18 protein-coding genes are annotated in these 20,161 nt (G+C 45.3%); 10 read left to right on the forward strand and 8 right to left on the reverse strand.

Features of this window, described 5'->3' with window-relative positions; all coding sequences use genetic code 11:
- Positions 1-147 precede the first annotated feature (147 nt).
- Positions 148-354 carry a DUF2536 family protein gene (locus MKY92_RS03955; protein WP_105602092.1) on the reverse strand — a complete coding sequence of 69 codons (207 nt, stop codon included), beginning with the start codon at positions 352-354 and terminating at the stop codon, positions 148-150.
- 386 nt (positions 355-740) lie between these two features.
- Here MKY92_RS03955 and MKY92_RS03960 point away from each other — a divergent pair, with 386 nt between their 5' ends.
- Positions 741-1,715: a tRNA-dihydrouridine synthase gene (locus MKY92_RS03960; RefSeq protein ID WP_339299250.1), complete on the forward strand. Its 975-nt coding sequence runs from the start codon at positions 741-743 to the stop codon at positions 1,713-1,715.
- A gap of 97 nt (positions 1,716-1,812) precedes the next feature.
- Here the strand turns inward: MKY92_RS03960 and MKY92_RS03965 are convergent, their stop codons facing one another.
- Positions 1,813-2,868 carry an ankyrin repeat domain-containing protein gene (locus tag MKY92_RS03965; protein ID WP_339299252.1) on the reverse strand — a complete coding sequence of 352 codons (1,056 nt, stop codon included), beginning with the start codon at positions 2,866-2,868 and terminating at the stop codon, positions 1,813-1,815.
- A gap of 255 nt (positions 2,869-3,123) precedes the next feature.
- On the opposite strand from MKY92_RS03965, the gene MKY92_RS03970 reads away from it, so the two are divergent.
- Both MKY92_RS03970 and MKY92_RS03975 read left to right on the forward strand, forming a co-directional pair.
- Positions 3,124-3,693 (forward strand): hypothetical protein, encoded by a 570-nt coding sequence (locus tag MKY92_RS03970; RefSeq protein WP_339299253.1) that lies wholly within the window; start codon positions 3,124-3,126, stop codon positions 3,691-3,693.
- Between the two features lie 170 nt (positions 3,694-3,863).
- The gene (locus MKY92_RS03975) at positions 3,864-5,030 is read left to right on the forward strand and encodes a cobalamin-independent methionine synthase II family protein (protein WP_339299254.1); all 1,167 of its coding nucleotides are present in this window, start codon (positions 3,864-3,866) and stop codon (positions 5,028-5,030) included.
- A 189-nt stretch (positions 5,031-5,219) separates the two neighbouring features.
- On the opposite strand, the gene MKY92_RS03980 is transcribed toward MKY92_RS03975, so the two are convergent.
- Positions 5,220-5,798, reverse strand: a complete 579-nt coding sequence (locus MKY92_RS03980) for a GNAT family N-acetyltransferase (protein WP_339299255.1) — start codon at positions 5,796-5,798, stop codon at positions 5,220-5,222.
- Positions 5,799-5,842: 44 nt separating this feature from the next.
- Complete coding sequence (locus MKY92_RS03985; protein ID WP_339299257.1) at positions 5,843-6,604, reverse strand: TVP38/TMEM64 family protein; 762 nt, start codon at positions 6,602-6,604, stop codon at positions 5,843-5,845.
- A 159-nt stretch (positions 6,605-6,763) separates the two neighbouring features.
- Here MKY92_RS03985 and MKY92_RS03990 point away from each other — a divergent pair, with 159 nt between their 5' ends.
- Together MKY92_RS03990 and MKY92_RS03995 are read left to right on the forward strand one after the other, a co-directional pair.
- Positions 6,764-7,456, forward strand: coding sequence for a response regulator transcription factor (locus MKY92_RS03990; protein WP_091019742.1), 693 nt, complete (start codon positions 6,764-6,766; stop codon positions 7,454-7,456).
- Positions 7,449-8,792: a HAMP domain-containing sensor histidine kinase gene (locus MKY92_RS03995; protein ID WP_339299258.1), complete on the forward strand. Its 1,344-nt coding sequence runs from the start codon at positions 7,449-7,451 to the stop codon at positions 8,790-8,792. Before MKY92_RS03990 ends, MKY92_RS03995 begins: the two co-directional genes overlap by 8 nt.
- Before the next feature lie 239 nt (positions 8,793-9,031).
- Here MKY92_RS03995 and MKY92_RS04000 read toward each other — a convergent pair whose 3' ends face one another.
- Positions 9,032-10,567 (reverse strand): carboxylesterase family protein, encoded by a 1,536-nt coding sequence (locus MKY92_RS04000; protein ID WP_339299260.1) that lies wholly within the window; start codon positions 10,565-10,567, stop codon positions 9,032-9,034.
- Positions 10,568-10,648: 81 nt separating this feature from the next.
- Here MKY92_RS04000 and MKY92_RS04005 point away from each other — a divergent pair, with 81 nt between their 5' ends.
- Positions 10,649-11,458: an AraC family transcriptional regulator gene (locus tag MKY92_RS04005; RefSeq protein ID WP_339299261.1), complete on the forward strand. Its 810-nt coding sequence runs from the start codon at positions 10,649-10,651 to the stop codon at positions 11,456-11,458.
- 2 nt (positions 11,459-11,460) lie between these two features.
- Here the strand turns inward: MKY92_RS04005 and MKY92_RS04010 are convergent, their stop codons facing one another.
- Both MKY92_RS04010 and MKY92_RS04015 read right to left on the reverse strand, forming a co-directional pair.
- Positions 11,461-11,664: a hypothetical protein gene (locus MKY92_RS04010; protein ID WP_074093540.1), complete on the reverse strand. Its 204-nt coding sequence runs from the start codon at positions 11,662-11,664 to the stop codon at positions 11,461-11,463.
- Positions 11,665-12,828: a glycoside hydrolase family 27 protein gene (locus MKY92_RS04015; protein ID WP_339299262.1), complete on the reverse strand. Its 1,164-nt coding sequence runs from the start codon at positions 12,826-12,828 to the stop codon at positions 11,665-11,667.
- A gap of 514 nt (positions 12,829-13,342) precedes the next feature.
- Between MKY92_RS04015 and MKY92_RS04020 the strand changes: the two genes are divergently transcribed.
- Entirely contained in the window at positions 13,343-14,050 is a 708-nt protein-coding gene (locus MKY92_RS04020) for a DNA alkylation repair protein (protein WP_339299263.1), read from the forward strand.
- Between the two features lie 227 nt (positions 14,051-14,277).
- On the forward strand, positions 14,278-15,450 hold the full coding sequence (locus tag MKY92_RS04025; protein ID WP_169482339.1) for a DUF4317 domain-containing protein: 1,173 nt from the start codon (positions 14,278-14,280) through the stop codon (positions 15,448-15,450).
- A 222-nt stretch (positions 15,451-15,672) separates the two neighbouring features.
- On the opposite strand, the gene MKY92_RS04030 is transcribed toward MKY92_RS04025, so the two are convergent.
- Positions 15,673-16,620, reverse strand: coding sequence for an AraC family transcriptional regulator (locus MKY92_RS04030; RefSeq protein WP_339299265.1), 948 nt, complete (start codon positions 16,618-16,620; stop codon positions 15,673-15,675).
- A gap of 171 nt (positions 16,621-16,791) precedes the next feature.
- On the opposite strand from MKY92_RS04030, the gene MKY92_RS04035 reads away from it, so the two are divergent.
- Both MKY92_RS04035 and gnpA read left to right on the forward strand, forming a co-directional pair.
- Positions 16,792-17,811 carry a glycoside hydrolase family 88 protein gene (locus MKY92_RS04035; RefSeq protein WP_339299266.1) on the forward strand — a complete coding sequence of 340 codons (1,020 nt, stop codon included), beginning with the start codon at positions 16,792-16,794 and terminating at the stop codon, positions 17,809-17,811.
- Positions 17,812-17,824: 13 nt separating this feature from the next.
- A complete protein-coding gene (gene gnpA / locus MKY92_RS04040) occupies positions 17,825-20,005 on the forward strand; it encodes a 1,3-beta-galactosyl-N-acetylhexosamine phosphorylase (RefSeq protein ID WP_339299267.1) in 2,181 nt (726 codons plus the stop codon).
- Positions 20,006-20,161: the final 156 nt, after the last annotated feature.

The following is a 20,161-nucleotide window of genomic DNA, read 5'->3' on the forward strand; positions in this document are numbered from 1 at the left end:
GATGGATGAAACAATCGTTTACTTTTTTAAGAGCAGGTTGCAGGGTGAACTGGTTAGTTACATCTTGCTTTGGCTGGCAAGTTATCTTCTGGATAACCTGCCGATTATCTTTTTCCGCAATCGCATATTCTTATATCCTTAATCAATTCAATCTACGGCAAAATGCACGACTGCACTATATAACATTTTGGTGCGAATAGGATCAAATGTTACTTGATGTTGGACTTGCTTCACACGCAGCATCAGCGCTTTATTGATTTCAATTCGTTCTTCAATCACTCGCGCCAGTTCATGAAAGTCATAAGCCTGCAAGCATTCGACTTTATCTTTAATTATATCCAGTGAGATTTCCATATTAAGTCATGCCTCCTCCAAATGACGATCTGCAGGTTAAATACCTGCCGAGCTTCATTTTAGAGGAGCTTTTCCAGTTCGGCAAGAGCAATCGGGCTGAAAATCTAATAAAGACGTGATAAAATCGGGAAAGGGCAATTTCGAGATCATCGAACTTTCAATAATTTGAAGATCCAATGGGAGTAATAACAGATACTGTTGTTTGAACAAAGTTACATTTGCATGGTATAAGTGAAGAAGAAGCTAGGACACCATAATGTGAATTGCAACGAAACTGCGAATGATCATGTAAATGATAGCAAGCAGATGTATGAGTTACGAGTTTTACTATTTTAACTATTAATGAGGACAGAGACTGTCCTGGAATGTATAGAGGAGCTTTTGAGATGACAAAGGAAAACTTTTGGCGTGAATTGCCACGACCATTTTTTATACTGGCACCCATGGAAGATGTGACGGATGTTGTGTTTCGGCATGTCGTAGGTGAAGCGGGCAGACCGGATGTGTTTTTTACGGAGTTTGCGAATACAGAGAGTTATTGTCACCCGGAGGGGCACCATAGTGTGCGAGGGCGTCTGACTTTTACAGCGGACGAACAGCCGATTGTGGCTCATATCTGGGGAGATAAACCGGAATTCTTTCGTGAGATGAGTATCGGTATGGCGAAAGAAGGATTTAAAGGCATCGATATCAATATGGGTTGTCCGGTAGCGAATGTAGCCGAGAATGGAAAAGGAAGCGGATTGATCTGCCGGCCAGCCCTTGCGGCGGAGATTATTCAGGCGGCGAAAGCCGGGGGGCTGCCGGTCAGTGTGAAAACACGTCTTGGATTTACTGAGGTCGATGAATGGCGCGACTGGTTAACTCATATTTTGCAGCAAGACATCGTGAATCTGTCCATTCACTTGCGGACGAGAGAAGAAATGAGCAAAGTAGACGCTCACTGGGAACTGATTCCGGAGATTAAAAAACTTCGTGATGAGATAGCTCCTAATACATTGCTGACGATTAATGGGGATATTCCTGACCGTGAAACAGGCCTGAGACTCGTGGAGCAATATGGTGTGGATGGTATTATGATTGGACGCGGTATCTTCCAGAATCCGTTTGCTTTTGAGAAGGAGCCGAAGGAACACAGCAGCACGGAATTGCTTGATCTGCTACGGCTGCATTTGGATCTCCATGATCAATATTCCGAGCTTGAAACGCGTTCGTTCAGCCCGCTGGCCCGGTTTTTCAAAATCTATGTTCGTGGCTTCCGCGGTGCTAGTGAGCTGAGAAACAGCTTGATGAACGCCAAAACCACTTCTAAAGTACGCGAATTGCTCAATGAGTTTGAAATTAATGAACAGGTGGAGTAGAGTAAGCCGTAATCATGGATACGAAGTATGATTCAGGTAGATTTAATAGAAAAAAAAGAAGCGGTAACTTTTCCGCTTCTTTTTTTTGCTTTGCTGTTTAACGCGTATACTCTGGCTTCTCTATAGCGATTGGCTGAGGATTGGCAAGCACCCATAACACAGCCAACTCGGATAATCTGGCAGGCGCATCAAAATCGTATCCATTGTGAAGTCTGCTGACCAAGTCTGCTGCCTCTTGGAGAAGTGCGGGAGCGAGTGGCGTACCAGAGCCCAGGTGACGAACCAGTGCATCCAGCATCTTGCGATACTCCGCATCCCAGTTTCCACCGCCATTATCCAATACTTCATGGGACACACGTCCTGTGATGCGAATGACCTCTCCCTGCACCGTTTGAGCGTAGCCTTGGGCCGGAATGAGATATTCCCACAGCTCTTGGTGCTGTTTGGTCCAAGTGGTTGCCTTTACCTGAATGGGGGTAGTCCCATCGTGCATGATCCGATTCGCTACCGGCTCAACATCAAATAACGGGTACAGTTTGTTCAGCGCGTCTGAAACTTCATCGACCTTGTCCTTATTAAACTTCTCACGGACGAATTCAAAATCCTTACCGATCCGCTTCACCGATTCTTTCATATCCGGGGTGACCGATGCTCCGGCATCCAGCAGAATTGCGGCAATCTCTGCCAGACTGACTATATCGCTATTCCTGCAATTGGCTAACCCCTTAGCTAATGGCGTATTTCCCTGTTTATTTTCTACGTTAATAGTAGCGCCTTGGTTTACCAACTCTTGAACCACTTTGGTTCTATACCCACTGACTGCTGCATGTAACGGTGTTTCATTTTGGTAATCCACAGCGTCCAGATCCGCACCTAATTCAAGGAACTGGGGTACATTTCCTGACCAGTGTGCAGCGTGGGCGTGTAATGGCGTGCGTTGATATTTGTCCCGTGCGTTGATATCTGCCCCTTGCTCTACCAGCCAACGAACCAATTCATCCGATATTTGACGAAAGCTGAGGGTCGTACCTTTGCTGTAGCCCCCGCGGGCATCCCATTCGCATTGCTCAAAAATTTCTTTTACGGTAGCGATATCATTATCTTTAACGAGTTTTTCCATATGAGCAGGTAAGGTTGCTTTCTTCGTAGCCATTACACTCTTCCTCTCCTTTGTGAATAACAACGTATGTTCCAATGGTAGGCTATGACGATTTAATAGTAAGTAGATAATTTTCTGCAATTTTATCACATAGGGGATTTCAAAACCAATAACTGGGTTTCTTCCATCATCCATTTGGTTTGCTATGTTATAATTTAGATGAATGTTGATATTGAGGATTGGTTGAGAAAAGATATTTGAAATGATCGCCGCAATTCGTGCGGTAGGCTTTTGATAATAGGAGGATTTATGTCCTGGAGCAAATTGAAGCAACAACTGGAGAGTTTTCTTAGTCCCGCGTTAGTTGGAAGGGTGGAGTACCGTGCTACCAGCTATAGCTATTCACCTGATAAATCAGGCAATTGTTATATTACTGTAGATAAAAAGAATGTACTCAACATGAGCGATACAACAACCCCAATCCGATGGTATCAGACAGAACAGGAGATCAAGAGCGACCCGGAGATCATGATTCCTGTGAGCGATGAAGAGATTGAAGTTATTCGAAAAGATTCCAAAGGACCCATTCCCGAGGATCGTCTTCATGTCATGGCAAGAAGTAGAAAAATCTCCGTACATGCCAAAGAGCTTTTGTTGGCTCAGACCGCACTCAGTAAATCAAATTTTACTGTTGCAGCTACGACGTATTTATCGACTTCTATAGAGGATAATCTGGAGAGCAAGGATATCTTGTTTAATATTCTGGCTTTAATGGACAGACGAGTTGGCAAAAAGCGAATTCTAAACATGTCGGAGCAGGTCAAATTAAAGCATCCAGCGGTACAATATTTTTATGAACTGCGTCGTCGTACGGTGTGAAATTTAATAACGTTCACGGATAGAGGTACACTGTGTCGGTGACGGTTTCACTGAAAACTGCCTAACAAGTGGATATAGCTTTTTACTATAACCAGTTATGGTTTTTAAGTATCCCTTCTAACTGCCCTCAGCGTGATATGATCATCCTATACAACGAGGGGGTTTTTTACATGACTGATAAGTTCCAGATCGTAGGAAGTTTATTGCGGCCGGATGAGCTGCTGAAATATAAAACGCAAATTGAACATAATGATGATATCCAATATCCGTTCTATGAAAACTACGAAGGATATGAGAAGTGCGAGACGGAAGCTATCAAACAAGTTGTCGCTAAGGAAATCGAACATAACTTGTCCGTTGTTACCGATGGCGAATTTTCCAAATCGATGTGGCATCTGGACTTTGTATGGGGATTTGGCGGAGTGAAGCGTTACATCGCGGATCACGGCTATTTTTTCAGAGATGTGGACGGAACTTCGAAATATGAAACACGCAAAGATATTGGACTGCGCATTATTGATAAATTGAGCGGAAAGAACCATCATTTCATTCAACTGTTCCAACAACTGCAAGACACGGCTGGCGAGCAACAAACGAAACTTTGTGTACCGTCTCCTTCCCATATTTTCGGTGAGCTTTCCTGGTCGGATAACATTGGTGGAACGGATGCTGTATATCAAAACATACAGGAACTCAAAGAGGGTCTTGTGATCGCGTATAAGGAATTCGTGGAGGAATTCGCTGCAGTGGGCGGAAAAATTCTGCAATTCGATGATTGCTTGTGGGAACTGTTTGCAGACGACAACCCGAACTCTCCGTTTACAGGGGAAAATATTAATCAAGATGAAGTAAAGGGTCTCGCTACCGAATTCATTGATATTAATAATACCGTGATTGACTACGGTCATAGCCTGGGCTTGAAAATGTGGACACATAACTGCCGCGGCAATTATGATTCCCGCAACATGGGTGGTGGATCGTATGCCAAAATTGCGAATCTGTTCCTGAAGCAATTGAAGTATGATCGTTTCTTCCTGGAGTGGGATGATGATCGTGCGGGTTCAATTGAAGCGTTGGAAGTGTTCAAAGACAGACCTGAAACGGAAATTGTACTGGGTCTGTTGTCATCCAAAACGAGTACACTCGATGATGAAGCACGTGTTGTCCGGTTGCTGGACGAAGCATCCAAAATCATCGATAAGGATCGGCTGTTGCTGTCTCACCAATGCGGCTTTGCATCTTGTGATGGCGGTAACGAATTAAGCGAAGCTCAGCAATGGGCGAAGATTGATCAAGGGCAGAAGATTGCAAAGCAATATTGGGGCAGCACCGTCTAGGATTCAAGCTGAATGTATTGTGACCTTATAAACACATTGCTCGATCAATAGTGTTATGCACGATAATAAAACGGCGACTTTTCCTCTGGAATCTATCCAGGGAGAAGCCGCCGTATTTGTGTGGAACCTACACATGGGTACGTTCTCATTTCTATAACTTTTTTAACTAATGATGGGGCTTGTCATTCTTTATTTCTGAGATTCACGCTGTGCCAGCCATTCCTTTTTCAACAAAGCATACTGATATGTATTCTCGTATTTCGGTGTGCCGTCCTCATTTTTGACAAATGAAACGAACTCCAAGAAAAGACCTTCCCGGCGCATGCCCAGCTTTTCACACAGTTTCTGAGAACGGAAGTTATCATCCTCGACATAAGCGTACAATCTTCTTATTCCCTGTTCCATAAAGAGATCTTCGATGAAAGCATTGGCGCTCTCACTGGCGTACCCTTTCCCTTCATATCTGCCATTAAAATTCCAACCAATACTATACGTATCTGAATTCGAATCCTTATCCGTATCGGAATCCCGATCTTCCCTCATACCAAACAGCTCACCGATCAACTCGTTACTGTCTTTCAGGCAAACCGCGATGTGGGAATCGTCACTGCTTCTTTTTGCGACCTCTGCCGCCGCATCTTCCAATGTTGAAATTCGTTGATCCATAAAACAATTTACTCTGGGATTTGCTGTGTATTCCAACAGTCCAGCTGCGTCCGTTACGGTGAAATTTCTCAGGATTAATCGATTGGTTTTAAGTATTTGCATAAGATGATATACCTCCGGTTTTCATATCAATAGATTGGTTATGTTCATGTTGTATCTCTTTTTATTTTACGAGACTCCCTATTCGTACTATAACTGGGTATAGCCTTGGGTTTGGCTTTGGTACTGTCTGACCAGGAGAACAATCCCACCAATTTCTCCCTATAGATATAACCGAGTACAAACCCAATTACAGCGATAACAGAAATAATAATGGCGATTGTGTATTGTTGCATATGAATTGTGGACCCTATAACGGTAGATGCGATGATCCACGGCAGACGACCGACGATAAGGATCGTGAAGAACCTAAACGAACTAATCGATGTAAGTGCGGCGACAAATACAAGCATGTCTTTGGGCAAGCCGGGAATCACGAAAAAGATGAATAAAAAAGCGGAGAACTTCTTCTCATCATGAATTAACGACATCCACTTATTATTTTTCTTTTGCATTAGCCGTGAAATATAGGCGCGACCGATGTAACGGGTGAAATAAAAGGCGATCGCTGAGCCTATAATCAAGCCTATTGTAGTATACAAGGACCCAATTGTAACCCCATAGATATAACCGCCTGCAATCTGTACCACTTCTCCTGGAATAGGTGCAACCACGATCTGAAGAATCTGGAATAAAATAAACATGACCGGACCCCAATGGCCTGTTGAATGAATATACGCTCTGAAGTTGTCCATGGAAGACATGATTTTAATAAGGGCAGGAGAATAATACACCAGTAGACCAATGGACAACATGATGAACAGACCCAACAATATGTTAATCATTACTTTTTTCGAAGTTTGTGGCATTCCTGACGACCCCTTTGTCTAATAACTTCTACATATTTACAGTATAAGACGAAATTATTAAGAGATACCTACATAACTTCTGAAGAATTCTTAAGTCGATTGTATTTGCTGGTAGTCGCTAATAGCGCATATTATACTGAAATTAGACGGAGGGATCAGATGAGCAAGAAAATTCTAATTGCTGATGATAACAGTGAAATTCGTGAAATTGTAAGGATTTTGTTAGAGAGTGAGAATTATGAAGTGATTGAAGCGATAGATGGTCAAGATGCGATTGATAAAGTGAACGAAGAGACGGATCTCATTATTTTGGATATGATGATGCCCAATAAATCGGGGCTGAAGGCGTGTCTGGAGATTCGTGAAAAAACAAGCGCACCGATCCTGTTTCTCACAGCGAAAACGCAGGATTCTGACAAACAATTGGCCTTTTCCTCAGGCAGTGATGACTTTTTGTCCAAACCCTTTTCCTATACAGAACTTGTTTCGCGGGTGAAGGCTTTACTGCGGAGATATTATATATATCGGGGCAAGGAGAAGACCGAAGAAAAGGACCAAATTATCGTTAAGGATCTTACCGTCCATCAGGATTCAAAAGCCGTGTTTGTTGGGGAGAAGGAGATTGCTCTAACTGAAATTGAATACCAGATTTTGCTGCTGTTGGCTAAGAAGCGACGAAAGGTATTCTCGGCAGAAAATATATATGAGAGTGTTTGGGGGCAACCCTACTTTTATACGTGTAATAACACGGTCATGGTTCATATTCGTAACTTGAGAGGCAAACTGGAGGATGACCCGCAGAACCCTAAATATGTGAAGACCGTTTGGGGGAAGGGGTATAAAATTGAATAGATTATTCATCGGAAAAAAGCTGAAGATTAAACTGGTTCTGGCGGTTGTCATTTCTTTGGTCATTTCCATAAGTGCACTCGTTATTTTACAAGTTGTTGGCGAGACTGTATTGGATAGTTATTTAAGTAAATCCACTTTTGTAGAGAACAGGCAGCAAGATGCGCTGGATCGATTCGAAGCATTTGTGAATAACCAGAACGTGTCAACCCGTGATCATGAACAATTGTCTGCTTGGATAAGTCATGAGCGCTACTTAAATCTGTATATTTTTGCAAAAGACAAATTGATATTTTCCTCCAACACGGAAGTTGATCCTGCCATTAATGAAGAGTTGTTAACTCAATTCGTGCCATCAAAAATACCCATCACCACTATCCATTTTGCGGATCAGGATGCCCAGATATACTTGGTTAGCTTTTATGAGTATCAATATTACAACCTCATTCTGATTATTGGTGTTTTCATAGCGGCCATTGTGTTCATTGTTTCCTTTCTACTTATGATTAATAAGAAAACATCTTATATTGGCGTGCTTGAACAAGAGATCAAAATACTCGAAGGTGGAAATTTGGATTATTCGATTACGATATCGGGAAAGGATGAACTGTCATCTCTGGCCCAGAGTATTGATGAGATGAGGAAATCATTTGTGGAACGGCTGGACAGCGAGGAGAGGGTCAGGATGGCCAACCGTGAATTGATCACGGCGATTTCCCATGATTTGCGAACACCACTCACGATTCTATTAGGATATATGGATATCATAGAGCTTAACAAATATAAGACACATGAAGATCTGTTGCAGTATATTCATAATAGCCGGGAGAAGGCCTATCAGATCAAAGTGCTGTCGGACAAACTATTCGAATATTTTACGGTATCCTCGGCCGCTGAAGAAGAGGAAGTAGAATTTGAGATGTATGAGGGCAGAGCGCTTATCGATCAACTCATAGATGAGCAATTAGTGGTTTTGGATGATATAGATGTGCAGGTTCAGACAGATGCACATCATGAGGAGTTTTTGCTGGAAATCAATCTGGTCGCCATGCGTCGCGTAATGGATAACATATTTTCAAATATTCGAAAATACGCCGATCCAGTGCATCCCGTTCATATCCAGATTTCTTTGAAGCAACAATGGGTCATTCTTGAGGTGAAGAATAAGATTAAACGTGTTGGCAAAAAGAATGATAGCAACGAAATCGGGCTCGTTAGTTGTCAGAAAATGATTCAGCAGCACAACGGGACGTTGACGGTGTCACAGGAAAAAGATATCTTTTCACTACAGATTACGCTACCTGTCATCATCAATAAACCAACACAGACTCATATATAATGGAGGGGAGAGAGACGTTATCATTATCGCGAGCAACAAAAACGAATCTCTTGGAATGATGTTGATGGTCTTCCGTGGGATTTCTCTGGCTGTCTAATTTTGTTAGCTTAGGCTTCTGTATTGGAGTATCTTGCTAATAGGCATGGGCGAATGAACATCGCTTTACCATTCACACTATACAAAATAGCCATGCGACAGCATGGCTCTTACATATATCGTGAGAGGGCAAGCTTCATGTTTTAAACAACAGGTGCATTTTGTTTCTTGAAATATTGTTCAATTAGAAACGCGAGCATTGGTCCGGACTCAGCCTGCTGTAATTGAGCCTGATCGCCAAATTCCATGAGATACGGCTGTTTCGTAGTACAAGGAGTCCAATGAGGCATCAGCTTTCCGGTGGAGTCCGGACCGTTTGGATCACCTGTAGCAATAAAGTTGGATAAATAATTACACATCTGGCGAGCCAGATCATAATGCTTGCCTGTGAAAGGCCGCCAGCATTTGGCAAGTGTTTCGAAGAAGAACCACAGATCGACGGAGTGAAAAGTGCCCGGCTGATCCCAACCCGGAATCTCGGCGTCGAAGTTATAATAGTAGAGAGGCGTTTCAGACGGATGACCGCTGTTCGCACGGATGGCGAGCAGAATGGCATGTTGGATCATGCGGACCGATGCTTGTTGCAGAGCATGTTCGATTTGGCCGGTATCAGCCTCACATAGCTGCAAAAAGGCAGGGGCCTCCTCGCCAAATAGCTCCACAGCCATCTGCTTCAGTTCTTCCAGATTGGCTGCGGCGGGACGGGTCCAAAATTCGGAAGATGTATGCCCCAGCATTACGGGTATCGCCTCGCGCTCCTGCTGAACAAAACGAGTAAACGGATCGCCTACACAGAATTGTTCGTCGATGACGGTTCCCCAGAAGCTTTTGTATTCGAGTGCTTTGTCACGGAGATGTTCAGCATCCAGTTGTCTCGCCTCAGCCAGGGAAGATACGCCCAGGAAGCCGAAAAACTCCACCCCTGCTTGCTCTGCATCCTTTAGTGTGGAACGGACAGAAGGCACGCGGACCTTCGGGTACAACTCGGTAGCTATACCGCTCATGATGACGGCTCGCTGGAACAAGCCTTTATTTTGCGTAGAGGTCATCTGGCTGAGCACACTTCCTCCGCCTGCCGACTGTCCGCCGATGGTGATCTGGTCTGGATCACCGCCAAAGGCGGCAATGTTGCGTTTGACCCACTGGGTACCTGCTTGCTGATCAAGATGACCAAAGTTGGCGGGTGCATGGGGGGATTCGGCACTAATCTCAGGATGGCACAGGAAGCCGAAGGCATTCAGCCGATAATTAATCGTTACAACGACAATACCTCTACGAGCGATTCGCTCGCCATCAAATTCCATTTCGGCTGTATGGCCGACTTGCAGGCCCCCGCCAAAATACCAGACAAAAACAGGTAGCTTCTCATCCGCGCGTTTGGCTGGTGTCCAGACATTCAGATACAGACAATCCTCGTTCATGGGCAGGTCGGGATCAACGGCCCATTCGCGGGTATAGATATTGTTATCATCGATGACTGTTGGGGCTTGCATGGAGATGGGGGCAAAATCAAATGCTTGTAGTACACCTTCCCAGTTCGCCAGCGGCTGCGGAGCTCGCCAGCGGTTTTCACCTACAGGAGGTGCGGCAAAAGGAATTCCCTTGAAGCTGGTAATCCGCGGGTCCGCCGCGGGCAGTCCTTGCACTTGTCCATGTTCTACCGTAACCATTCTAAGCATACAACATTCTCCTCTCTGGATTTAGCGTGTAAGCGTTACCGAACATCTTATCAACGTGGCATTAGAAAGGGGGAATCAAGGTTGAATCCAATTTGGCAAGAGAGCAGTAGAGCCAGTAATTTGTATTTTATCAGCGGTGGTCACAAGCCAGCCAACCCTCACCAATGGGGGCCAGGCGTGCGTGACGTTTATGCGCTGCACTATATTATCCGCGGCCAAGGGACGCTGGAGACGGGCGGCCGCGTTTTTCGGCTAGTTACGGGGGAAAGCTTTATCATATTTCCGCAAAAAGAGATTTATTATTATCCAGACCCGCAAGATCCATGGGAGTATGTCTGGGTGGAGTTTAGCGGTGAGGATGCCGGGCGGTTGCTGGGGCTGACACAGCTCTCAGAGGTACAACCCGTGGTGTCGGTCTCGCCGGAGACACTGCAGCCTTTTTTTCACCTTGCCTGGAACGCGGGTGCATCATCCTATGAATTACTGCGGGCGGATGCCCGTTTGCGTCTGCTGCTTTCCTACTATATGGAATATTATCCGAAGGAGCCGCAGGTGGACGCCAAGGATTATGTCTGGCTGGCGAGAAAGTACATCGAGCAGAACTACTGGAAGCCGATACTGACCGTCACGGAGATCGTAAAGGCAGTTAATCTGGAGCGCAGTTATTTGTTTCGTCTGTTTAAGGCAGCAACCGGCAAGTCTGTTCTGGAGTATATTACATCCTGCCGAATCGAGCGCGCCTGTGAACTGTTGAAAACGTCGGGCCTGCCGATTCAATCGGTAGCCTATTCTGTCGGCTACAATGACCCGTTATATTTTTCCAAAGTATTCAAGAAAGCAACTTCACACACGCCAACAGCGTACATGATGCTGCACCGGACGAAGGCATAACGTTAACGGAACAGGGCGCAGTTCCCGGACTCTCGGAAATAACGGATCAGCTTCTCAATAGGCTCGCGTCCACAGTTCAGCTTCACTCCTATACAATCGATGCACAGAAATTGCTGGGCAGAGCGTGAGATCAATTTGAGGTAGATGCCCACATCGTCTGAAGAGAGTGGAACCTGACAGGAGGTGCACAGGCGATGTTGAGCCATCTATTTCACCAGTTTGGCACGCACAACTAAACAATCATGTGCTGCGACAACGGGAGCGAAGCGTTCACGGAACACGCCAAGCTCTTTATGTTCCCAGCAGTCATACAGGGACAGCGCATAACCGGCAGCGTAAGGCAGACCCATATCCCAAAATTGCAAAGACAATTCCCGCTGGCTGTCGCTCAGGTTGAAGAAGCCAATAGCCAGATCACCATCTGTGAGTACTTTCACCAGCATAAATACATCGTCTGTATGAAACCATTGTGGTTCTGGTTTAATGCGGTAAGCTCCGCGTGCTTCTACATCCTGATTGATAGCGATCAGATCAGGATTCAGGAGAATATCTTTTGTGATCTGGTTAGCCTTGCGCACGTCACATCCGATCATTAATGGTGAACCCATCATGGACCAGAGAGAGAAGTGGGTTTTATATTCGATGTCGTTGCATCCGCCGATGCTGCCAATATAATCATTGTTGCTTCCACCGTACATACCAACAATCAGCATATCCATGTCGTTATGGCAGAAGGAGCCGGTGTAGCTTTGTTTTCCCAATTGAGACAGGGCAAGTTCCTTCACTGAATCCCAATTGTCGCGGATATCGCCGGTGGAGCGGTACATATGAGCGCCCGATTCCCGAATCCAATCGTATACGTCGTCGGCTCCCCAGTTGCAGGCGGAGAACAGGATATCGCGTCCGCAGTTTTTGAGCGCAAGGCTCATCCGTTTGTACAGCAGCTCTCCTGAGATATGGCGCGGCTTGAAGCAGTAATCATACTTCAAATAATCAACGCCCCATTCGGCAAAAAGGGCAGCATCCTGGAATTCATGCTCAAAGCTGCCTGGATACCCGGCACATGTATGCGTACCTACGCATGAATACATGCCGAACTTTAGTCCTTTGCTATGGATATAATCAGAAAGCGCTCTCATTCCACTCGGGAATTTATCCGGGTCAGCCACCAGATTACCGCTCGCATCACGTTCCTTCAGGCTCCAGCAATCATCAATGACAATATACTCGTAACCAGCGGCTAGATAACCTTCCGATACAAACACATCAGCGACATCCCGAATTAATTGTTCGTTAATATCCCACGTAAAGGTATTCCACGAATTCCAGCCCAGGGCAGGGGCAAAGCCTAACACTTGATTGTTGCTCATGCTCTCGCATCCTTTCTCATCTCGGTTTTGTTAACAACACTAAACTGAACATAAACGATGAGCGACGTATCCTGCCATAGCTTAACGTTGCTTGGACATGGAGATATGTTGCTCTGCTTGTGCTGGTGGAATTAGCTCTTCCAATGAGGCTCTAGGCAGGTATTCAGAAGTTGCTGGTAGAAGCATAAGAAAGGAAAAATGCCTGTCTGCGAAGAAGTTATATCTATCTTTTCAGGGAGCTGTGCGAAACAGTGGTATAGATGTTATGATCGATGATAATGCTCGAACAGGTTGTCAGAGCAACAGGGAAATTTGAATAGTATTCAGTTTTTCAGGAAAAATAACCCAATGACGAATCCCTCATACGAAAGGTAATAATCTCGCCGGAATGATTATGCATATGGCAGAATGGTTCCAATTGGATAATATGCGATTTTCCATCGGTTTTTCGTTAAACATAAGTGTCTGTTTGATATGATCAGATATAAAATTTATAGGATTGGAGTGTTGCCAAATGAATCTAGATGAAGTGATGCAAGAGTTAGAGGCGCTGGGCAAAGAACGAACGAAAAAAATCTATATCTCCAATGGTGCGCATGAACCGTTATTTGGCGTGGCAACCGGGGCGATGAAACCAATGGCGAAGCGGATCAAAAAGGATCAACCTTTGGCAGAGCAACTATATGCAACGGGGAATTATGATGCGATGTACTTTGCAGGCGTGATAGCCGATCCTCAAGCGATGACAGAAGATGATTTCGACCGTTGGATTGACGCTGCTTATTTTTACATGATCTCTGACTTCATCGTTGCCGTTACGCTGGCGGAGACGGATATTGCTCAAGAAGTTTCGGATAAGTGGATCGCTAGCGGAGATGAATTGAAAATGTCAGCAGGATGGAGCTGTTACTGTTGGTTGCTCGGCAGTCGAAAGGATGCTGAGTTTTCGGAGAATAAACTGATGGAGAAGCTGGAACAGGTGAAAAACACCATTCACGAATCTCCGGAACGAACGAAATATTCGATGAACAACTTCCTGTATACCGTTGCAACATCCTATCAACCGTTGCACGATCAGGCAGTGGAGACAGCCCAGGCTGTGGGACCTGTCGAAGTGAACAAGGACATGCCCAAGAGCAAGCTGCTGAATGCCTCTGAGAATATCCAAAAGGCCGTGGAAAAAGGGCGGACGGGCTTCAAGCGTAAATATGTAAGATGTTAATGGGAATCACTGTAATGTAATAGACTAGAACATCAGGAGATGTAACACATGCAGGAGGTGCTCGTATGAACGTAGAGAGTGTCTCCCTTTTTGTGTTGTTGTGAATATCACGTACTTGGGTAACTGAAATCTAGTAACCGTCAAGCTACAACTTAGTCAACAAATTTTCTGTCGATCCTTTATACTAATAAAGCCAGAAACATATCTAAGGAGTTGCCGAATCCAATATGAATAAAAAAGAAGTCGCGCATATACGCAAGCAGTTTAAACTCGATCACGATCTACTGAATATTTACGATATTCTCAACGTGTATATTACGAAGGAAACCAACGAGGTCTATCACTGGGAGCGTCATCCGTTCGAACTGGTGGACAGAGAGAAGCAGGAGCTGTACATGGGCAATTTCAAAAAATTGCTGACAGGTGATTTGGATCAGAAGTTGTTTGAATTGAAGTTCCAGGAAGCGGCGGAGGACCCGGCACAGGTACTGCTTCACCAGGCTCTGGTAACAGGTGATCCGGATGAATGGCAGGATCTGATGCTGCTGCTCGTGGATCGAATGTTGGTGGATACGAAGTTTGAGCGGGACATGGTAGCTACGTTTGTGCGTGGACAGTATTATCTGCCGACCAAGGCTAGAAACGAAGCGACGGAAGAGAGTGAGAAGAATGAGGTGTTCGCCCATCCGTTCATTCTGTGCAGCGTGAATTCCACGGAGAAGCAGCGGAAAACGCTCTTGTTTGATTACGTGGAGAGAGAATTCAAATACAACATTATTGTCGATCCGATTATCAAATTAAGCACGCCAGAGCAAGGATTCTTGTACCCTAGCGTGACGGACAACTACTCCGATGTGAATCGTGTTCTGTATTGTACAGGGAAATCCAATTTCCCGGACCCGCATTTTGTTGAAAATGTTTTGAATGGAGAAAGATCCGTAACCGCACTGGAAGAACGGGCGATCTTCGAAGATATCGTCAAGGAAGTGGCTGGTGAACAGCTTGATTCAGCCACCATTGCACATGTATATGAGGAGATTAACCGAGTCATTGAAATTAACGAAGAGTCCCATGAGGAAGAACCTCCGAAGCTGGATTATAAAGATCTGGAACGTGTACTGACCGCAAGCGGTATAGAGGATCTGACAACGGAGAAAGTAGAACGTGCCTTCGAAACGATCGTTGATAACAAGAACTATGAGATGAAGGCAACCAGTGTTATGCCGAAGTTTACGTCAAAGTCCATTAAGATCGAGACAAAGGTTGCTACGATTTCAGTTAGTCCGCAAGACCTGAGATATGTGAAACAGGTGAACTACCAAGGCAGACGTTGCATCATGATTGAAGTGGACGAAGATGTTGTGATTGAAGGCTTTACGCTTAATACGGAGACGCTTTAGACGATCTGTGATTAATAAATAAGTATCAGTATAAGGGTCGCGTGGAACGGCCATCTATTTTTAAAAAAAGCCCAAGCCTAAGGTGGATTGCCCCCTTAGAATAGACATTGGAACCCCCCCTGGGTTTAACCGATGAAATTCTAGGGGGTGCAATCCATCACGACTTTCGGGCTTTTTTGTACCTTTTTTTATGAGTAGGGTTATGACCCATTGCACGTAAATTCATACCCACCCCGTGAATTCCAATATCGACGCTTTGGCAGACTGTGCTTCTGTATGAGCCCCTTTGCGCCAGGCTTTGGGTGATTCTCCCATCAGTTTAGCGAAGCAGCGGTTAAAGCTGGAGATGGATCGGAAGCCAACTTGCTCGGAGATGGACAGAATGGACGCCTCGGTGCTTTTTAATCGTTTGCATGCCTCTTCAATCCGGGTACTGTTCAGAAAATCAAGCGGTGTGGTTCCCATAATTTCATGGAACTTGCGGCGAAAATGCGTTGTACTCAGATGACACAGATCAGCGAGATAATCGATGGTCACGGGCATCATGTAATTTTTGGTGATAAACTCCAGCACGGGTGAGATGACCAAGTCCCCTTGGAGGTCTCGTTCCCGTTCCTGATCCTGAGATGACAAGCGCTCGCTGCTCGCATGAATTCGAAGCAGTTCGATATATAGAGACATCAACAAGCCGTACGCGCTCTCCCGATAATAGGGAGACTGCTGCTTTATCTCTTCTACCACTGATGTTGCGAGCATGTGAATTTTGGGATACTGTTCCTTATTCAGAATACAATTCGTTCCCTGAATCGCCCACAGATTCGGTTCAATGTGAGTTTGTGCTGTTTTGAGCGAATGACGGAAGAGTTCTTCCGGTGAAAAAAAGATATAAGCCCACAGGCTGGCGTTATTAGGTGAACTATATGTGGTATGCGGAAGATAGCGGGGAATGAACGTGACGTCGCCTGCCCGAAAAGGCACAGATTCTCCCTTAATCTCCATGATTCCTTCATCTGAATAACAGATGCCAATCTCCATGTGGTTATGGAAATGAAGATGCTCACTCTTGATATCGGATATTCTCCAGCGGTCTCCGCTGAGTAACAGGACAGGAAAATCAATGGGCAGGCTGTAGTGACGATATTCAATGACAGGTTTCTTCGGTTTGGGCATTTTCGAGGACTCCTATGTATAAATGATTGAAATTGCGCAGTTTTGTTATGAATATGCTTAGATTGAGACTATTTTACTGCGTACAATGGAATAAGTAAAGCGTTTACAAAAATGGACGGACACCTCTCAGGGCGCACTTGGGGGCGTGTGCGCAGGGAGAGGGGAATAACAATGCTTCAAGTGAAATATGACAGGGAACAGATTCTACACGTAATAGAGAACGTTACCAAGAAAACACTGGATATGGATCTGACATGGGATTGGCCCGGTGGAGTGGCTTATTATGGTGTATCCAGAGCCTATCGAACGACAGGCAACCAAGAGATTCTGGACAGGCTGGTGAAATGGGCAGACGAATATATCGAGCTGGGTCTGCCAAGTTGGACGGTAAATACATGTGCCATGGGTCATGTGCTCATCACTTTATATGAAGAAACCGGGGATCAGAAATATTGGGATATTGTCCTCAGCAAAGTCGATTATCTCCAGAATCATGCACTTCGCTTTGGCGACAATGTGCTCCAGCATACGGTATCCGTTTCCAATGATTTTCCGGAACAGGCTTGGGCGGACACCCTGTTTATGGCGGCATTTTTCCTGCTCCGCGTAGGTAGCAAATTAAAAGACGAAGCCATGATTCAGGATGCGCTGAATCAGTACTACTGGCATATCAAATACCTGCAAGATCCGAGCAGCAGTCTGTGGTATCACGGTTATAACAATATCAACAAGGACCACATGTCCGGATTTTACTGGGGAAGAGCAAACGCTTGGGGAGCCTATACAATGTCTCAAGTGAAACCGCAACTGAAAGACTGGTATCTGTATCCGCAGTGTATGGATGTAGAGTGTGCACTTCGCGATCAGTTGGCGGCTCTCAAGCTGGTACAGACCGAGAATGGCTTGTGGCGTACGGTTTTGGATGACGAAGAATCGTATGAAGAGGTGTCAGCCTCCGCGGGTATTGCAGCAGCCATGATCAATAACGGCAATCCACTGCATACCAAATACGTGCAAAAGGCACTGGAAGGCATCTTGAACAACATTAGCGAAGATGGACGCGTGCTTGGTGTATCTGGTGGTACGGCAGTGATGAAGGATCGGGATGGCTATCGCAATATTCCAAAAGACTGGATTCAGGGCTGGGGTCAGGGCCTGGCACTCGCTTTTCTGTCCGATATGTTGAGATAGGGAGGGAACCCAATTGTCCAAATTAACCAAAGGCTCCTTTACACTACCGGGAGAATCCGGATATGAGGCACTGACGCTGGAACTTGCCGATCGCTGGGGTGCCGATGTGATCCGTGACAGTGACGGTACAAAGTTGTCCGATGAGATTATCAATGCCGGATACGGCATCTATTCAACCATTTGCATTATTCGGGATCATAATGAGTGGGCATCCCACAATCTGGATAAACTGCAGCAATGTTTTCTCGTTACCAATCCCAAGGTCGCTGTCCAAGATTATGTATCCATCTATCTGATGGAGGACTTCTTCTCTGAACAATTCAGGGTGAATGATTCCAAAGAGGCGTTTAAGTATTGGCAGGTGTACGACCGAACGACTGGGGAAGAGGTACCTAGAGGACAGTGGAATTATGAAAGGGAATCTGGCAATGTTGTCATTACCGGCGTTGCTCCTTGGCATAAATACACGGTGAGTTTCATGGTCTATCGGATCTGGGAAGAGATTTCCATGTACAATCACACGACGAATAATTGGGACAAAGAGCACCTGATGCAGATTGACCCGATCTATACAGACACACAAACCTATCTGCTGGATTGGATGGAAAAGTGGTGCCAAGACCACCCGGAAACAACGGTTGTACGTTTTACGTCCCTATTTTATAACTTCGCCTGGATCTGGGGCAGTGATGAGCGGAATCGCCATCTGTTCTCGGATTGGGGTTCATACGATTTCACGGTAAGTTCGAGAGCACTGGATCTGTTTGCTCAAAAATATGGGTACTCACTCTCCGCCGAGGACTTTGTAAATGGCGGTAAATATCAGGTCACTCATATGCCTGCGGATCAGCGCAAACTGGACTGGATGGCATTTATCAATGATTTTGTCATTGAATTCGGTAAGAAATTAATTGATATTGTGCACAAACATGACAAGCTGGCGTATGTCTTCTATGATGACAGCTGGGTGGGCATGGAGCCGTATAGTGATCGCTTTGAGGAATTTGGATTCGACGGCATGATCAAATGTGTGTTCTCCGGTTATGAGGCAAGAATGTGCTCAGGCGTTAAGGCTGATACCCATGAGATTCGCTTGCATCCCTACTTGTTCCCAGTTGGCTTAGGTGGGCTTCCTACCTTCAAGGAGGGCGGAGACCCTACCCTGGATGCGAAGAAATATTGGATTAATATCCGGCGTGCGCTGCTGCGTGAGTCGATTGACCGGATTGGACTGGGTGGATATTTGCATCTGGTTGAGCCTTACCCGGACTTTGTGGATTATATCGAGAAGATTGCCCATGAATTCAGGGAAATGAAAGAGCTGCATCAGGCTGGGAAACCATATCAGATCAAGACAAAGGTAGCCGTGCTGCATAGCTGGGGCAAGTTAAGATCGTGGACCTTGTCCGGTCATTTTCATGAAACGCATATGCATGATCTGATTCATGTGAATGAGGCATTAGCCGGGTTGCCTGTTGACGTGCAGTTTATTGATTTTGAGGATATTCGTCAGGGTGTATTGAAGGATGTGGATGTTGTCATTAATGCCGGTTCCGCTGGTTCTGCCTGGAGTGGTGGAGTGCACTGGAAAGACCACCAATGTGTAGACATTCTGACCCAGTGGGTGCATGAGGGTGGTACCTTTATTGGCATTAACCAGCCTTCGGCAATGGACGGGTACGACAGCTTTTTCAGAATGGCTCATGTGCTTGGGGTGGATGAGGATACAGGCGCCAGAGTTGTTCATGGAAAATGGTCGTATGAGGTTAATGATGAGTATGGTTTGGTGCCTGAGGGGGCCAGCATACTTCCGAAAGATAACATTTATCTGACTGATGGATCAGCAGCTGTAGTGAGTGAAACGGATGGTCGGATCACACTGTCCACACATGCTTTTGGAAAAGGAAAAGGGATCTACCTGCCTTCCTTCGAATTCAGCTGGGAAAATACAAGACTACTTCTGAATTTGATTCGATTTGCGGGCAATGAATTCGATGAAACAAAGTACATCACGGATAACTTGTATACCGAGTGCGCTTACTACCCTGAGAGCAACATATTGGTTGTGATCAATAATAGCGATCAGGTTCAGTCCACGACGATCAATACAGAGCATGGAAAACAGACCGTGGAATTGGACCCGTACGATACGGTGATCACCAAAATTGGTTTAACAAAATCGGTATCCCCATAGAATAATGATTCTATAGACCGTATTCCTTAACCAGGAGCGGTCTATTTTAGTTATTCGGGCGTGTCTGAAAACTCTGAAGGAAGCAGATTTTATATTACGGATCATACTGTATAGTGTTAACACTATTTAGTAGAATATTTAAATAAGGATAGGGAT

This window comes from Paenibacillus sp. FSL R5-0623 (genome assembly GCF_037974265.1).
Classification (GTDB): domain Bacteria; phylum Bacillota; class Bacilli; order Paenibacillales; family Paenibacillaceae; genus Paenibacillus.

Excerpts from the sequence above, each read along its gene's own strand:
- MKY92_RS04030 (WP_339299265.1), bottom strand. The coding sequence starts at position 16,620 with ATGCCCAAACCGAAGAAACCTGTCATTGAATATCGTCACTACAGCCTG.
- MKY92_RS03965 (WP_339299252.1), bottom strand. The coding sequence starts at position 2,868 with ATGGCTACGAAGAAAGCAACCTTACCTGCTCATATGGAAAAACTCGTT.
- MKY92_RS03990 (WP_091019742.1), top strand. The coding sequence starts at position 6,764 with ATGAGCAAGAAAATTCTAATTGCTGATGATAACAGTGAAATTCGTGAA.
- MKY92_RS04020 (WP_339299263.1), top strand. The coding sequence starts at position 13,343 with ATGAATCTAGATGAAGTGATGCAAGAGTTAGAGGCGCTGGGCAAAGAA.
- MKY92_RS04010 (WP_074093540.1), bottom strand. The coding sequence starts at position 11,664 with ATGGCTCAACATCGCCTGTGCACCTCCTGTCAGGTTCCACTCTCTTCA.
- MKY92_RS04025 (WP_169482339.1), top strand. The coding sequence starts at position 14,278 with ATGAATAAAAAAGAAGTCGCGCATATACGCAAGCAGTTTAAACTCGAT.
- MKY92_RS03980 (WP_339299255.1), bottom strand. The coding sequence starts at position 5,798 with ATGCAAATACTTAAAACCAATCGATTAATCCTGAGAAATTTCACCGTA.
- MKY92_RS03970 (WP_339299253.1), top strand. The coding sequence starts at position 3,124 with ATGTCCTGGAGCAAATTGAAGCAACAACTGGAGAGTTTTCTTAGTCCC.
- MKY92_RS03985 (WP_339299257.1), bottom strand. The coding sequence starts at position 6,604 with ATGCCACAAACTTCGAAAAAAGTAATGATTAACATATTGTTGGGTCTG.
- MKY92_RS04035 (WP_339299266.1), top strand. The coding sequence starts at position 16,792 with ATGCTTCAAGTGAAATATGACAGGGAACAGATTCTACACGTAATAGAG.
- MKY92_RS03960 (WP_339299250.1), top strand. The coding sequence starts at position 741 with ATGACAAAGGAAAACTTTTGGCGTGAATTGCCACGACCATTTTTTATA.
- MKY92_RS03955 (WP_105602092.1), bottom strand. The coding sequence starts at position 354 with ATGGAAATCTCACTGGATATAATTAAAGATAAAGTCGAATGCTTGCAG.
- MKY92_RS03975 (WP_339299254.1), top strand. The coding sequence starts at position 3,864 with ATGACTGATAAGTTCCAGATCGTAGGAAGTTTATTGCGGCCGGATGAG.
- MKY92_RS04000 (WP_339299260.1), bottom strand. The coding sequence starts at position 10,567 with ATGCTTAGAATGGTTACGGTAGAACATGGACAAGTGCAAGGACTGCCC.
- MKY92_RS04015 (WP_339299262.1), bottom strand. The coding sequence starts at position 12,828 with ATGAGCAACAATCAAGTGTTAGGCTTTGCCCCTGCCCTGGGCTGGAAT.